This is a genomic window from Tateyamaria sp. (assembly GCF_039940735.1).
GTDB lineage: Bacteria > Pseudomonadota > Alphaproteobacteria > Rhodobacterales > Rhodobacteraceae > Tateyamaria.
In genome coordinates this window covers 1-15150 of the sequence record NZ_JBDVGB010000061.1, presented here as the reverse complement: position 1 = coordinate 15150, position 15150 = coordinate 1, and the positions used below count along the sequence as shown (strand labels likewise).

Annotated in this window: 14 protein-coding genes; 7 read left to right on the top strand and 7 right to left on the bottom strand. The window is 53.5% G+C overall.

Features of this window, described 5'->3' with window-relative positions; translation table 11 throughout:
- Positions 1–21: 21 nt before the first annotated feature.
- From ABJF76_RS13110 to ABJF76_RS13095, 4 genes are read right to left on the bottom strand one after another with little or no spacing between them, the layout of a single operon-like run.
- Entirely contained in the window at positions 22–453 is a 432-nt protein-coding gene (locus ABJF76_RS13110) for a hypothetical protein (protein WP_413822463.1), read from the bottom strand.
- Positions 450–1436, bottom strand: a complete 987-nt coding sequence (locus tag ABJF76_RS13105) for an ABC transporter substrate-binding protein (RefSeq protein ID WP_413819669.1) — start codon at positions 1434–1436, stop codon at positions 450–452. The genes ABJF76_RS13110 and ABJF76_RS13105 overlap by 4 nt, the downstream gene beginning before the upstream one ends.
- Entirely contained in the window at positions 1433–2599 is a 1167-nt protein-coding gene (locus ABJF76_RS13100) for a Gfo/Idh/MocA family protein (protein ID WP_413819670.1), read from the bottom strand. Before ABJF76_RS13100 ends, ABJF76_RS13105 begins: the two co-directional genes overlap by 4 nt.
- Positions 2589–3527, bottom strand: a complete 939-nt coding sequence (locus tag ABJF76_RS13095; protein ID WP_413822590.1) for a PDR/VanB family oxidoreductase — start codon at positions 3525–3527, stop codon at positions 2589–2591. The genes ABJF76_RS13100 and ABJF76_RS13095 overlap by 11 nt, the downstream gene beginning before the upstream one ends.
- Before the next feature lie 105 nt (positions 3528–3632).
- Between ABJF76_RS13095 and ABJF76_RS13090 the strand changes: the two genes are divergently transcribed.
- From ABJF76_RS13090 to ABJF76_RS13070, 5 genes are read left to right on the top strand one after another with little or no spacing between them, the layout of a single operon-like run.
- Positions 3633–4916, top strand: coding sequence for a Rieske 2Fe-2S domain-containing protein (locus tag ABJF76_RS13090; RefSeq protein WP_413819672.1), 1284 nt, complete (start codon positions 3633–3635; stop codon positions 4914–4916).
- Positions 4917–4919: 3 nt separating this feature from the next.
- Complete coding sequence (locus ABJF76_RS13085; RefSeq protein ID WP_413819673.1) at positions 4920–5954, top strand: cupin domain-containing protein; 1035 nt, start codon at positions 4920–4922, stop codon at positions 5952–5954.
- A gap of 24 nt (positions 5955–5978) precedes the next feature.
- Positions 5979–7007 (top strand): TRAP transporter substrate-binding protein, encoded by a 1029-nt coding sequence (locus ABJF76_RS13080; RefSeq protein WP_413819674.1) that lies wholly within the window; start codon positions 5979–5981, stop codon positions 7005–7007.
- Complete coding sequence (locus ABJF76_RS13075; protein WP_348422629.1) at positions 6995–7480, top strand: TRAP transporter small permease; 486 nt, start codon at positions 6995–6997, stop codon at positions 7478–7480. Before ABJF76_RS13080 ends, ABJF76_RS13075 begins: the two co-directional genes overlap by 13 nt.
- Positions 7477–8778, top strand: a complete 1302-nt coding sequence (locus ABJF76_RS13070; RefSeq protein WP_348422630.1) for a TRAP transporter large permease — start codon at positions 7477–7479, stop codon at positions 8776–8778. Before ABJF76_RS13075 ends, ABJF76_RS13070 begins: the two co-directional genes overlap by 4 nt.
- On the opposite strand, the gene ABJF76_RS13065 is transcribed toward ABJF76_RS13070, so the two are convergent.
- From ABJF76_RS13065 to ABJF76_RS13055, 3 genes are all read right to left on the bottom strand, one after another.
- On the bottom strand, positions 8775–9626 hold the full coding sequence (locus tag ABJF76_RS13065) for a fumarylacetoacetate hydrolase family protein (RefSeq protein WP_348422631.1): 852 nt from the start codon (positions 9624–9626) through the stop codon (positions 8775–8777). The genes ABJF76_RS13070 and ABJF76_RS13065 overlap by 4 nt on opposite strands.
- A gap of 86 nt (positions 9627–9712) precedes the next feature.
- Complete coding sequence (locus ABJF76_RS13060; protein WP_348422632.1) at positions 9713–10297, bottom strand: YceI family protein; 585 nt, start codon at positions 10295–10297, stop codon at positions 9713–9715.
- Between the two features lie 67 nt (positions 10298–10364).
- Entirely contained in the window at positions 10365–10832 is a 468-nt protein-coding gene (locus ABJF76_RS13055; protein WP_348422633.1) for a MarR family winged helix-turn-helix transcriptional regulator, read from the bottom strand.
- 649 nt (positions 10833–11481) lie between these two features.
- On the opposite strand from ABJF76_RS13055, the gene ABJF76_RS13050 reads away from it, so the two are divergent.
- Positions 11482–12849, top strand: a complete 1368-nt coding sequence (locus ABJF76_RS13050) for a radical SAM protein (RefSeq protein ID WP_348422634.1) — start codon at positions 11482–11484, stop codon at positions 12847–12849.
- Positions 12850–13965: 1116 nt separating this feature from the next.
- A partial coding sequence (locus ABJF76_RS13045) for a calcium-binding protein (RefSeq protein ID WP_413822589.1) occupies positions 13966–15150 on the top strand: 1185 nt, incomplete at its 3' end.

Genomic DNA, 15150 nt, shown 5'->3' with positions numbered 1-15150 from the left:
GCACCACTTTTTTTGCAACAATCAGTCGTCCATTTGATGAACCCACCGAGACGTAAGGTCAGAAATCGACGTCAGTTTGCGGTCCGGTAGACAAGAAATATCACAACCAGGTTCTGCGATTTTGATTGATTGCCCGTCCCACAACCACCAGTAAATGGGTCGTCCTGCGCTGTCTCTTACAGCAAACCGAAACAAAGGCATCGTTAGCGGATTTTGATTGGACAGATGGTTTTGGATTTGCCCCTTCAGGCTGCCTGACTGCAAAGCGTGCGACATTGAGGCAATTGCAAACTCAGAAAATGACAATGCATCAGATGTTGCAACGGGCACCTCGTATCGGTTCGGGTCAATCGCCAAAATTTCGTGATAGGTTGGATGAACGCAAACGCATTTCGCATAAAAATGCGCATCATCAAGGTCGATGCGAACAACGTCGCCAGCGCGTAGTGTCACAGGCTGTAACCTTCATATGTCGCGGGATGAAACAGCTCTGCGATATCCAGTTTGCGCGGGGAAAGACCTTGCGCGTGATGCGCAGTCAAAAAGGCGTCGATGACATGTTCGTTGCCCGCCACACCGTAGGACCAAATGTTGGGTTGGAGTTGATCAGCAAGGCGCAACGTGTCCTCGACAAACGGCATTGTGACTTTGGTGGCTGATGTATCCGCCAGCGCCGCCGTGGCCATTGCTTTGGACTGGCCAAAGGCTTTCAACAGCGCGCCGGGCAACCAAGGATGTTGATCTGCAAGGCTACGGCGCACGCCAAGCACGTGCATGATCGGAAAGATTTTCGTGTCTTTGTACCACTGCGTTGCAACCGCTTGGCTGTCGGCAAACAGGCGTCCGACATGAGGGTGCCCTTCAGCAAAACAGCGCGGCCAGCGGGGGCCGACGAAACCGTCGATCTCTCCTGCTGCGAGCATTTCATTCAACGAACGTCCCTCTGGTGCCAGTGTAATGGTTACGTCATCCGGTGGCGTGAACTTGAGCTTTTCAGGGCGTCCGGCCGTATCCATGCCACCGCGCACCCATTCGATATCGCTGGGTGACACGCCGTAGTCTTGCAAGATCGCACGCACCCAAACGTTTGCGGTCAACTGATACTCGGCAATGCCGATCTTTTTGCCTTTCAGATCGGCGGGTGACGCGATGCCTTTGTCCGTCCGGATATAGATCGAGGTATGGCGAAAGGCGCGGCTAAGGAACACGGGCACCGCAATGTAGGGCGGATCATCGCGGGTCAGAGACATGCAGTAAGAGCTGAATGACAGTTCACTGATATCGCAAGTTTTGTGGCGAAAAGCGTTAAAGAACATCTCTTCGGGGCTTTGCAGCATGACCACAGGATCGACGCCGTCAATCTTGACGCGCCCGTCGTAAATTGGGCGGGTGCGATCATAGTCGCCAACGGCTACGGATAACGTCAGATCAGTCATGTATCACCAGTTCTTAGTGGGTTTATCGAAGTCGGCTGCCCGGAATGTGCGCTGTCCAAGATTGCGTGGCAGGTGGCGAGGGCATCATGGCCCCATGCCCCTGTTTGCACAGGCATTGGGCCAGCACGAAGAAGATCTACAATCGCCTGTGCAAAGTCTTTGCGGGAATAGTCAAAAGGGCAATCGATGGATTCGATTTTGTCATGTCCATAGATTGAAACACGGTCCATGCCGATATGAATATCACCACGCTCGCAAAACACGGTGATGGGCCCAAAGTGTTCGTGATGCGTGGGGTCTGGTAACCCGTCTATGCCGGTGAAAGCACGGGTGCGTTTAAAAGTGGCCTCGTCGGTGACGTCTTTCAGTGTGCGGCGGGCTTTACCATAGGTATCCGCAGGCTTTGCCACCCCCAGCTCCGACACTCCATCCATCTGCGCATCACTGTCATAATACCCATAACCTGAATAGGTCAGACTGGCGTGCGCGCCATTTTCAAACGACACAATCGCAATGAAAGCCCCTTCGCTGGGACGCCCAGGATCCCAATTTCCGGTCTTGGCAAAGACGGAAACGGGGCGCGATCCGATCAATCGCATGGCGACGTCCACCTGATGCACAGCCTGCGAGAAAATGACACCGCCGCCCGCACTGGTTTGCAATTCTTCAGGCCTGCGGGGCCGGTACATAAAGTCGGTGGCCGTCAGCATATGTAGCATTTTGGCATGCCCCACCGCGCCACTTTCGATTGTGGCAGCGGCTTGCGCCACAGGTGCGTCATAGCTGTGACTAGGGCCGACCAACAGATGCAGGCCTTTGTCGGCGGCCAATTGCGTGAGCGCGCGCGCCTCATCCAGATCAATGGTGATGGGTTTTTCGACAACCACATGTTTGCCCGCATTCAAACAATCGGTGACATGCGCGCTGTGCATTTGGTGCGGGGTTGCGACATAGACGATCTCGATCTCGGGATCACGCAGCATGTCTGTATAGTCAGGGTATGTTTGCCCGCCAAAGGTCGCCTCAAAGGCTTTGCGTGGGGCTTCGGAAGGGTTTGCGCCTGCGATCAGGTGAATGTCGGGATGCGCCTGCAATCCCCGCGCCGAAAGGGCAAAGCCGCGGCCCAACCCGATCACGCCCATCTTGATCGAACTATAGGTCAAGAACCAACTCGCCTGCGCGCGCGCGCGATACACAAATCATAATCTGGTCTGCTTTTTCGTCATCCATCAGCACCATATCACGATGGTCTACGTCGCCTTCGATCAGGCCACATTTACAGGTGCCACAGGTGCCGCTTTCGCACGAACTGATCGTTGCAATCCCCGCATCGCGCAGCGCCTCAAGAATAGATTTATCGCTTGGCACGGTGATCGTTTGACAGGTTTTTCGAAGGCTCACCTTAAAGGGCTTGTCATCTTCGCGCACGGCGGCGATGCCTGCGAAATCCTCAAAATGAATTGAATCATCGGGCCAATGGCCAGAGATGCCTTTAATCTCTTCCATCAACGGGCCGGGGCCACAGCAATAGACATGCGCCTTGTTGGGTTCTGCGAAATCATCCCAAAAGTCGTACAGATTTGCCAAGTCGCCGTTATCATAATGAACGGTCAATCGATCCCCAAGCAAGGCTTGCAGTTCGGGCACATAAGCGGCGTCTTGGGCGCTGCGGGCGCAATAGATCATCCGCAGTTTTGCCGCTGAGGCCATTAGGTGCTGGGCCATCGCATAAATCGGTGTGACGCCGATACCGCCTGCAATCAAAATGTATTCGGGGGCTGCGCCAAGCGGGAAATTATTTGCCGGGGCCTGAACCGATACGCTGTCGCCAACACCAAGCGTATGCATGGCCAGCGACCCGCCGCGTCCGTTTTTGTCGCGTTTCACAGCAACGGTATAGCGGGCTGGGCTTTGGTCGGGATGCACCAAGGAATATTGACGCACAGCACCACCGGGCGTTTCAATGGCGACGTGCCCACCCGCATCCGCCGCAGGTAGAACGCTTGCGCCCGATGCTTCAAACGTGAACTCTGTGATGTCCTGCGCAACGTCACGGCGCGACATCAAGGTAAGCATCATGTCTTGGGGCAAAATCAATCTCCTTGGATGAATAATAATTAGATATCTAATTTTTATTGTCAATCGAGAATATGGTGATAAGGTTGGGCTTGAATGTAGGTTATCTGGACGGTTGCTTTGCTCACGACAGAAGAAAACAAAACGCTTGTAGAGGCTGGACCTGGCACCTCAATGGGCACCTTGATGCGCAGCCATTGGACACCTGTCTGTCTAGTCGAAGAAGTTGCCGAACCCGATTGCAAGCCACTGTTGGTCGAAGCGCTTGGCGAACGCTACGTGGCGTTTCGCGACTCCGAAGGCCGCTTGGGTTTGCTTGATGAACTTTGCCCGCACCGCAAAGCCTCGCTTGTTCTTGGGCGCAACGAGGATTGCGGATTACGTTGTCTCTATCATGGATGGAAGTTCGACGTGACCGGCAAGACGGTTGCAATGGCGTCTGAACCCGAAGGCAGTCCGCTGGCCGAAAAAGTCAGCGCGCGGTCATACCCTGTACGTGAATGCGGTGGTTTTGTTTGGGCGTGGCTGGGCGCAAAGGAAGACACACCAGAATTCCGCCGCCCGCCTTTCGCACCCAATGACGATGTGCGCGTGTCTATCTTAAAGATCCGCATTCCCGCCAACTGGGCGCAAATCACCGAGGGCCAAATCGACAGCGCGCATTCGTCGTCGTTGCATTCCTCAGACATGGTGCCTGCACGGGTCGAAGGGGCCGCAGCCGATGACAAAAGCTGGTATCGCCCATCGACTGATAAATCGCCGCGCATGCAAACGCAGACCACAGAATATGGCTTTCACTACGCCGCCATTCGCCGTCCAATCAAAGGGGCTGCGACGCATAACTACATCCGCGTGACTGAATACGTCGCACCATATTTCTCGCTGATCCCCCCCAACAGTTCGTACCAAGTCGCGACCGTTATTGTGCCCATTGACGATGAAACCAGCGCGTTTCACTTCATCGCGTGGGGTGATGCAGAAACAACCCCCGACACCGACAGCTGGCGCAAATTTAACCATGTTGTGCCCGGCGTAGACCTTGATGAAGGCACGTGGGCCACACGACGGACCAAGGAAAACTGGTTCGGTCAGGACCGCGAGTGGATGAAAGAAGGGAACTTTACCGGCATCGCGGGTATCCCTAACCAAGACATCGCCATGTGGGTTTCGATGGGGGCCAAGGTTGACCGTAGCAAAGATATCTTGGGGGCGTCCGATTTGGCCATTGTCGAGTTCCGTCGCCTGATGGTGGATGCGGCACAACTGGTCGCTGAGGGCGGCCCTGTAATTGGGGCCAATCCTGACATCGTCCAAACCGATATCGCGTCTTATGAAGGGGTCGTCTCCAAGGATGTGGATTGGCGTGATCTTGTTGGCGCCAATACAAAGACCGCAGCGGAGTAGATGATGATCAAGAACCCAATCCACCCGCATTTGGCCGACGCCTATAAAGAAATGGGCAAGCATTCCACGATCCCCTTGTGGGAGATTTATCACCTGCTGGTATCAAACGAGCCAAAGCCGATGGGTGATCCGCATCTGTGGCGCTATAGCGATCTGCGCCCACTTTTGCTGGACGCTGGCAATAAAATCTCTGCTGAAGAGGCAGAACGCCGCGTTCTTGCCCTCAAGAACCCCGGCCTTGAACGTCCCGGTATAGCGCAGACACTATTTGCGGGTTTGCAACTTGTCATGCCGGGCGAAATCGCGCCCGCACACCGCCACACGCAAGGGGCCATTCGGTTCGTGTTGGAAAGCACAGGCGGTTACACGGCGGTTGAAGGTGAACGTTGCACAATGCAGCGCGGGGACTTTATCACGACACCAAGTTGGTGCTGGCACGATCACGAGAACACAGGCGATGGCCCGATGATTTGGTTGGATGGTCTGGATGTGCCGCTTGTGAATTTCTTGGGCGGCAAATTTGCCGAGGAAAATGAAACGGACCAGCAACCGATCTTTCGCAGCGATAATGCGTCTGTCGCGACGTATGGCACTGGCTTGCGCCCATTCAATGGGGCCGAACAGAAACCCTATTCTCCGATCTTTCGTTATCCATACGACCGCTGCCGCGCGGCTTTGATGGATATGGCACAAGGCACCATCGATCCATATCTGGGTCACAAAATGATCTACGCAAACCCCAATGACGGGGGGCATGTTCTGCCAACAATTTCCGCGTTTTTGCAGCATTTGCCAAAGGGATTTGAGACGGCCGCGTGGCGCTCAACGGAATCAACTGTGTTCAGCGTGGTCGAAGGATCAGGCGTTGTGCGTGTTGGCGACACCGAAATGCGCTTTGAAGAAAGTGACACCTTCGTTGTCCCCAATTGGACGGCCTACCAAATCACAGCCGACACGGACGCGGTGCTGTTCAGTTTCTCAGACCGGGCCGCGCAAGAAAAGCTAGGGATTTTTCGCGAAGAAAAGCCTGCTGCCTAACGTAAATTGTCTTGGGAGGGACAGATGAAATTAAAATCTATCATCGCAGCCGCCGTGCTGTCTGCTGTGGGTACTTTTGCCTCGGCGCAGACGCATGATCTGAAAATTGCGACCTTTGTGACGCCAAAACATGGGATGTCCAAATGGATCGACGGTTGGGCGGCATCGCTTGAAGAAAAGTCCGAAGGCCGCCTGAAATTTGAGATCCTGCATGGTGCGCAGATGGGCCCACCTCCGGCCTATTACGACCTTGCGTCCAATGGCCAAGCGGACATTACTTGGGTTTTGCACGGCGCGACGCCGGGGCGTTTCAAGCTGACTGAGATTTCGAACATGCCGTATCTGTTCTGCTCGGCAGAACAGGCGACGCGAGTTTTGAACGACCCATCCGTGCGGGCGCTGACCGATCCCGAACATCGCGGTGTTAAAGTTCTGACAACGTTTATGCACCCTCCGGGGCAGATCAACATGAAGGGCGGCCCTGTTCTGGCGCTGTCCGATCTTGAGGGCAAAGCCATGCGACCGCCGTCGAAAACGGTCGGGCAATTGATTGCGATGCTGGGCGGAAAACCTGTTGGATTGCCGCCAACCGCGATGGCCGAAGCGCTGCAAAAAGGCACAATTGACGGCACCATGATCGATTATGGTGGGGCCGGTCTTGCCTTCCAGTTAGGACCATTCTTGACGGATATCACCGAAGTCTACGCCTACACCTCGTCGTTCGCGTTAGTTATGAATCCGGACAGCTTTGGCGATTTGCCTGCCGATCTGCAAGCGATGGTGGACGAAAGCCTTGTTGGTATCTCGCCCCAAATCGGTCAGATCTGGGACAAGCTAGATGCGATTGGCAAAGATGTGCTGACCAAAGCGGGTGTAAACATTCACACCTTGTCTGACGAGGAAACCGCCAAGTTCCAAGCTGTTGGCGCCGCGCAGACGGCGAGATATCTTGCTTCACTCAATGACGCAGGGCTGCCTGGTGATGACGTTATGGCTGCGATCAAAGCAGCGATTGAGGTCGTCGGACCTGTGGGACCTGGATGTCAGTCTTAACGACCCTGAACACGATACGAAACGGAGCCGCAGCGGTGATGACTGCTGCGGCTTCTGTTTGTTTGGCTTTCCTGATGCTGATCGTCACCGCTGACGTTGCCATGCGCGCAATTGATCCAAAGTGGCGGATATCAGGGACGTTGGACTATGTTGAGTTTTCCCTAGACTGGATGATCTATCTTTCGATTGCCGCCGCCTTTTTTGCGGGACAGGTGATTGCAGTGGATATCATCGATAATTGGGACACCAGATACCGCTTTCAAAAGATCGGCCAAATGCTGACTTTGATCGCGTTGATCGCTGTTGGCTCACAGATCATTCGCCCGGCACTTGCTGTGCTTGAATGGGGCGAGGTGACGTTCGATTTGGGCATTTTGAAGTTTTATTACTGGATCGCGATTTGGGTTGGCATAGGGTTTTCCATCCTTGCTGTCTTGCTTGAAATCGTAACCAAAAAGGGTCCAAAACCGTGACGCCTCAGATTATAGGCCTGCTGGCCATTGCGATCCTTGTTGGCATGATTTTCTTGCGCGTGCCTGTCGGAACAGCATTGTTGCTGGTCGGCCTTGGCGGATATTGGGCGATTGATGGCTCAAAAACAGCGCTTTACACGCTTGGCGATAAACCGTTTTTGCTCGCACAAGCCTATTCACTTTCGGTCGTACCGCTGTTCCTTTTGATGGGCGTGGTCGCCAGTCGCACCAAGATGGCGACAGAGCTATTTACGGCGGCAAATGCGCTGTTCTCCAACTTTCGCGGTGGGCTTGCGATGGGCACCGTCGGGGCCTGTGCGGGGTTCGGGGCGATCTGTGGATCATCACTGGCCACGGCATCCACCATGACGCGGGTGTCGATCCCAGAGATGCGCAAACATGGGTATTCAGACGCGATCGCCGCCGGTGTTGTGGCATCGGGTGGCACTTTGGGCATTCTCATCCCACCATCGATCATCTTGATCATCTATTCGATCATTGCCCAACAGAGCGTCCCTGCGTTGTTCGCTGCGGCTTTGATCCCGGGTCTGCTGCTGGCCGCCTTGCACCTTGTGACCTTGAGCGTGCTGTCACGACTGCGTCCCGATGATATGCCGCCGGTTCCGTCCATGTCGTGGTCTGAGCGCTTTGCCGCCATTGGCGGTTTTTGGAAAATGGCCGTGATCTTTTCCTTGGTTGTTGGCGGGATCTTTCTAGGATGGTTTTCCCCGACCGAAGCCGCAGCCATCGGCGCACTTTTGACCATTCTGATGGGATTTGTGACCCGTCAATTGAACATTCCAACTTTGATCAGCGCGTTCAAAGAAACGGTCACGACCACAGGAACGTTGTTCTTCATCATCCTAGGTGCGTTCATGTTCGCAGCCTTCATGGTCCAAACCCGTATCCCCGCAACGTTGGGCGATTGGGTCACATCACAAGGGATGGCCCCGCTTGCGGTGATCCTGTTTCTTGTCGTGATGTATGTGATCTTGGGATGTTTTCTGGATTCAATCTCAATGATCCTAATCACCGTACCGGTCTTCCTTCCCATCGTAGAGGCACTTGGGTATTCCCCCATCTGGTTCGGTGTCTTTTTGGTCATCGTGGCAGAGATTGGGTTGATCACACCGCCAGTGGGTCTGAATATATTCGTCATCCGGGCCCAAGCGCCAGATATCCCACTGATGACAATCTATCGCGGCATCATGCCATTTCTTGTGACACATATCGTTGGGATCGCACTGTTGATCGCGATCCCAAGCCTTGCGATCTGGCTGCCAAGCTTACTGTATTAAGCGACGTTGACAGTCAGCACCCCAAGCTCTGGCGAGGTCACAACAATCGTATCCCCCGTACTGACAGGGCCAACGCCTGCAGGCGTACCCGTCATGATCACGTCACCCGGCAAAAGGCTGTAAAATGCGGAACACATTTCGATCAGTTCAGGAATGGAGCGGATCAACAGACTGGTATCAGACGCCTGACGGACCTCGCCGTTGACGGTCAGTGAAAAGGCAATGTGGGCGGGGTCGGCAACCTCGTCCGGCGTGGCCAATGTTGGCCCCAATACGGCAAAGCCATCGCAAGACTTGCGCATTGATCGGTCCTGTTTTCCTCGCGCTGTCATATCCAGCGCAAGGCTGTAGCCCGCGACACAAGCCATGGCATCGCTGGCCGCGATGTCGCGCCCGGCTTTGCCGATGATTACGGCCACTTCAGCTTCGTGATCCACACGTGCTGCGTCTTTTGGCAAGGTGATCGTCGCCCCATCGCCAACAAGGGCCGATCCGGCTTTTAAAAAGCATCCGATTTCATCAATTGGATGAACTTTCGCGCCTTGATGCAGCCCGTGATCATCTTGGGCTTCGTCAAGGTGGGCGTGATAATTTACAGGCGCGCCGATGATTTTAGAGGGCAAGGCGACAGGGGCCTCAAGCACAACATCGTTGCGGTTCAGACGTGGAGCAGATGCCAGCAATGCCCGCGCCTTCACAGCAACCTGATCAAGCGCCGCCACAAACGGATCGTGCAGGCTGCGGACCCATTTCACATCAGGCAATGTGTCTAGCGCATCCGTTACATCAAAAATCTCGTCACCGTGAACAACACCCAGGCGATCAACGTTAAACCGGCAAAACTGCATTTTATCTCTCTTGATTTTTTATACATATAAGCGGGGCGATGTGATCAACACCGCCCCGCTTAAACGTCAGAAGTCAAATTTTCGCTCTACTCGGCCTTGACGGCTTCCAGCTCAATCTGAATTGCGATCTCATCGCCAAGGGGGCCAACAAAAGCCGTCACACCCCAATCAGAGCGCATGATGCTGGTCGTCGCACTCACACCGATGGTATCTTTCTTAGTCAACGGGTTGGAGCCAGCGCCATTGAAAACAGCATCCAGTACAACTGGCTTGCTCACACCGTTCATGGTCAAATCGCCCGTGATCTTACCTGTGGTCTCGGTGCTCACTTCGATGCCGGTGGATGTAAAAGTAATCTCCGGGTTCGCAGCCACGTTCAAAGCTTTGTCTGATTTGATCCAGCCATCACGCTCTGGGTGGTTTGTATTCACAGCAGATACGGCCATGATGACCGACACTGCGCTTTTGGCGATATCATCTGCATCATAAGAAATCGTGCCTGATACATCACCCATCCAGCCGATGGTCTTTGAGAACCCAAGGTGGTTCAGTTCAAAAACGACCAATGTGTGGCCGCTGTCGATCACATAGTCATCAGCGGCGAATGCAGGTGTCGCAAGCAATGCAGCTGCCATCACTGGCCTTATGAGTTTCCCTAACAGTAGCTTCATGTCTCTCTCCCTAAATTAGATATCTAATTTTAGGCGGTTCATGCAAACATGCAAGAAAAATAGATGTCTAACTTTCTTGCATATCTCGAGTTCGTTGAACCTCGCTATCTTCGTCAAGGTTTTGCGTCATCTTGATAAGAAGTCTACGGAATTGTGAAATCTCATCTGCTGCTAAACCATGCGATGCAGTGTCGTTCGTTTCGATGGCAAGGGGTTCAAGTTTAAGACGCAAGGATCGGCCCAAGGGGCTCAGGTTAATCACAGGTCGGCTTTGCCCGCCTTTTGGAACCTCTTTTTCGATCAGCCCCTTCACCTCCATCTTAGAAAGCGCCGTGTGCGCCGTCGGCCCCGTTAGCCCAGCCCGATCTGCCAGTTCTTTTTGTGAAAGGCCTTCTTCTTCCCAAAGAATCCGCAGAAATTCCCAATGGCCAAACATCACATCGTGCTGCTTCAGCTTAGCTTGCAAGTTACGGCGAAACTGGCGTTCTAACAGCCGGACCAAATGCGCAATGCGTTCGTCTTTATGTGAGGTCATTTCCGCATACACCCAATTTGGAATGGATCATTTCTAAAGAACTAATTTATCCTTGAACAGCGCAATGCGCCCACCACCAACATTGGCAGCGACACAAAGGGTACAACCGCGCACGGTAGCCCGGCACAATTGCAATTTGTACACGTTGCTACGGAAGTTCACGTCGCTTTGAAAGGTTGATTGAAACAAGCTTTCAGCCAATCCGCGTGTCGATGCCAAAATCTAGCACAGGCCTAGCGCAGTTCAAACTGCACCCAATTTTATCAACGGCTTAACCCACCATGACGCGCATTGAAAATGCTCGTGTTGGCGGTTCGATTCTGCCCACGGGCACCATTTTTAAATTGCAATAACAGTAGGTTAAAGATTTTCCGCTTTGCGGAGAAATCCTTCTAGCGCAGTGATTTTACCTAGCACAGTGTTAGCACAGTCTCAAAAACGGTAACCTCATAGCTATTGCCGGTACAGCGATGGGTCTTTGAATGAAGTGCCGTAGCGACGCGCCACTGGATCGTTGACCTCTGCCATTTGAATATCCTTTCGAATGACGAGACTGTGAAAGGTATAACGTCATTGTTGGAGCATGACGTCTAGCGTGTGAGAAGAATTAGCGACAGGATAAGGCGAAAGTCCGTCGCGAGAACATCCCATGGTGAACGATCCAGATATTCTGAATGATCCGGCTTTTGCCGCCCGAGGGCGCACTTTTGAGGGAACGGATCAGAAAGCCCCTTTGCGCGATGGTCTTATCGCGGCGGGGCAATTTGATGATCTACAAACCGCAGGACGTTTTTATCCGATGGTCTGCGTATCTCTGGAAATTACACAACGCTGCAACCTCGATTGTACGCTATGCTATTTGTCGGATCGCGCGGAGCTCGCCCACGATATTCCGTTGCCGATCTTGTTCACCCGCATTGCAATGATTGCGCAACACTATGGACCGGGTACGCCAGTCCAGATTAGTGGTGGCGATCCCACGCTGCGGTCCACCGAAGATCTCGAGGCGATTTGTGCGGAAATCCGTCGCTTGGGTCTTCGGTCCTGCCTGATGACAAACGGAATCCGCGCCACACGCGCCATGCTAAGCCGCCTTGCAACGGCGGGGTTAGATGACGTCGCATTCCATGTCGACCTGACGGAAGAGCGCAAAGGCTACCCAACAGAAGCGAGCCTGAACACTGTAAGACGTGATTACATTGACAGGGCGAAGGGTCTTGGGTTGCGCATTCTTTTCAACACAACTGTATTTGACGGCAACATTGACGAATTGCCTTTGTTGGCGCAGTTTTTTCGCGATCACGCGGCGAATGTGACACTCGCGTCCTTTCAAATGGGTGCTGACACAGGGCGTGGCGTTTCAGATCATCATGCCAAGGCTGTGTCGCGCGATATTGTTTCTGACGCACTTTCAAAAGGGTTTGGAACGGACCTTCGGGCATCACTCGCCATCGGTCACCGCGAATGCAATCGGTACGACATTCTACTTGTCGCGGGCAAAAAGGCGATTTCGGCGACGCGCGATACATCGTTTTTGCGTCAACTTATTCCAGCGCTTGAAGACCCTAATGTAGAACGCAACGCGCCGGTGATTTGGCGCATGATCCGCCAAAAACCAGGGATTGCTTTGAAAGGGCTTTTCAAGGGGCTCGGTCTATTGTGGCAAATTCGCACTGGGCTGATCGCGGGCCGGGGGCGCGTGCACCGGCTGAGTGTTGTGATCCACAGCTTCATGGATGCAGATCAATTGGACGCAGAGCGCTGTGCCTCATGTGTCTTCATGACGATGACATCGGATGGCCCGATATCCATGTGCGCCTTCAACGCCAAGCGTGATGCACTTATCTTTAAACCGGTCCCTGTTCAAAAGGGTCAGCGCACTGAATGGTGGAGTGCGGCGACGGGGGAAGTAACCAAGTTGCCAGATCAAACAGAGCCAAAGTCTGCACCATTTAAGCTCTTGAAAGGGCGCCAACGTGCTCTGGCTGCGCGCGAGCGACAAATCCAGAAACCATGACGTCCGACCTCATCGAACTTCGGTGTTCGTGGTTCTGAAGCGACGGCTTTCCCGAACGAGCGGAGGATAGGGAGACTGCCTTGCAACCAGCCTATCCAAAGTCCATGTCACGGCATCAGATAAAATGGGTTTAGGCTTGGCCAAGGATTGCGTCTGATGCAATGTGATCGATTGGCATAGGCGCGCGAAGATTGGATTCTGAAAGCGGGCAACTGCATCGCGCTTTCTTGAAACCGGACGTTGATGCCGCCGCAGTGAAATAGTGTTTCTTCACGCACTGCCGACCTTAGGTGCGAAGACCGCCAAGGTCAGCTTTCTCCATCGTCTTGAAGAATCTGACCTAGCTTAAGCAGCAAATTCAACTGCCGATCACGCGCCGCCCTTTTGAGACCCGATCACTGGTAGCTCTGGCTTCTTCCACTTGTGCAATTGCGCCCAGTAAGTGATGAGCTCCCGCTGCATGCGCCCCGTCGATGGTGACGCTGACGATGTCATGATCGGCAACGAATTGTTTCAACAACTCGGGTAGCTTGGGAGTGTCAGCCCCTTTCGGGACATTGTTGTACAGTACCCTGCCGGGCAATGGTCAGGCAGGTTTGAATGGCGGCGTCACTGCACTGCTGTTGTCCGCCGCGCTTACCACTTGGCGGTGATGTCCAAACCATCTCTGGATCAAACCAACCTCTCACACATGCAAGCATATGCTGTCGGTCAAGGATTTAACAACGATCCGCGTTGCTTCAAACCCGCATTGTAAGACGACCAATTCGTGGCCTAGTACTTTGTAGGCTCTCAACTGCTCATGGCCTTCAGCTATCACATTGGATTCAACCCGTGAATCCCTTCAAACGATTTGTGGAATAAAGCCGTAAGGCCCCAAAAAACGCGTGTGAAAACGCAACCTGTATTGTACTTCTTGCGGTATTTCACCCAATGCAAAACGGCATTCAACGTCTGATGCCCCATCATTACCGCCCCTTTAGGGCCAAAAATGGATATATTTCACCTTCCGCGTATTATTCCACACGCAGACATCGACAGCCCTAATATCGATTGGTAATATTTTCACTACCGAATTCATCGTTATATCAAATCCAATTTCGGAAGGCTGCCCAAATGACCAAATTCACTCTTTTTGGAAACAACTCAGGCTTTTTTGGCGACGGATTCTTTGGCAATGATGGTGAAGTCAGCCCGGACCTCATATCGAACACCCCAACAAAATTCGTGGTCAACAACCCTGACACCGGAATTACCACAACGTTGCTTGGAACAAACTTTGCGCTCGGTAACGACGGAGATCCTTCTTCAGGCACCATCACCAGCATATCGATGTCCAGCAACAACGGGACCGTCCTTGAGGGGACAGTCACTGACATAAATTGGGGGTTCGTCGAACTTGTCGTTGCCTTGGATGATATATCTTTCGATGGCAACTTCCAACCCCTTGCCAATTTGTTGAACGGTGACGGACCGATCACGATTGACGGTTCCAATGCGCCAAACGGGCTGATCATGTTCGAGCTACTGCCACCAGAACTGACAGGATTGGTGACCCAGCCGATTACGGTGCTTGGATCAAGCCAGTTCGACAATCTTTACGGCGGCATTGGCAACGATTCCATTGTCGTTGGTGCAGACAGCGGTGCATTTGACGGCGGCAATATCGAAGCGACATTGGGCAACGACACCATCGATTTTTCTAATGTCAGCGACACCAACTTCCAATTCTTCGATTACGCAGCGTTCGTGGACGGGGCCGTCACTTTCAATCTTGATGCCGTTGCCAACACGGGCACGATCACGGGCGCAGGTTTCACAACCACACTGATAGACGTACGCCGCATCATGGAGGCAGACGGCATCGGGTTTGGCGCCAGCGAAATCAACGATGTCTTTAACATAGTGAACACTGATGACGGCTGGTTCAATCTGTTTGGGGGCCAAGGGAATGATACCTTCAATGTCGAAATCGGTGGCGGAGGCCGGATCAGTTTTAATGAGGGTGCCGGGTCCAGCCCATTTTTTGGCCTGGTCGCCGATCTAAGCACCGGTATCGTCAGTAATGACGGTTTTGGCGGGCAGGACACAATCAACGCGACAGGTGACGGTCGACTGGAAATTCGCGCCACCGGCAACAACGACAGCATCATGGGCTCGGATCGCAACGATAGCTTTATCACCGAACAAGGCAACGACACCGTCGATGGTGGCGACGGGCAGGACCGGGTGCGCTATGACCGTTCGGGCGTGGATGCCGTCAACGTTGATCTGGCAGCACAAACAGCCAGCGGCACATGG

Bases quoted from the DNA above. Each gene is read 5' to 3' on its own strand.
- ABJF76_RS13105 (WP_413819669.1), bottom strand. From the start codon at position 1,436: ATGACTGATCTGACGTTATCCGTAGCCGTTGGCGACTATGATCGCACC.
- ABJF76_RS13085 (WP_413819673.1), top strand. From the start codon at position 4,920: ATGATCAAGAACCCAATCCACCCGCATTTGGCCGACGCCTATAAAGAA.
- ABJF76_RS13080 (WP_413819674.1), top strand. From the start codon at position 5,979: ATGAAATTAAAATCTATCATCGCAGCCGCCGTGCTGTCTGCTGTGGGT.
- ABJF76_RS13075 (WP_348422629.1), top strand. From the start codon at position 6,995: ATGTCAGTCTTAACGACCCTGAACACGATACGAAACGGAGCCGCAGCG.
- ABJF76_RS13065 (WP_348422631.1), bottom strand. From the start codon at position 9,626: ATGCAGTTTTGCCGGTTTAACGTTGATCGCCTGGGTGTTGTTCACGGT.
- ABJF76_RS13060 (WP_348422632.1), bottom strand. From the start codon at position 10,297: ATGAAGCTACTGTTAGGGAAACTCATAAGGCCAGTGATGGCAGCTGCA.
- ABJF76_RS13055 (WP_348422633.1), bottom strand. From the start codon at position 10,832: ATGACCTCACATAAAGACGAACGCATTGCGCATTTGGTCCGGCTGTTA.
- ABJF76_RS13050 (WP_348422634.1), top strand. From the start codon at position 11,482: ATGGTGAACGATCCAGATATTCTGAATGATCCGGCTTTTGCCGCCCGA.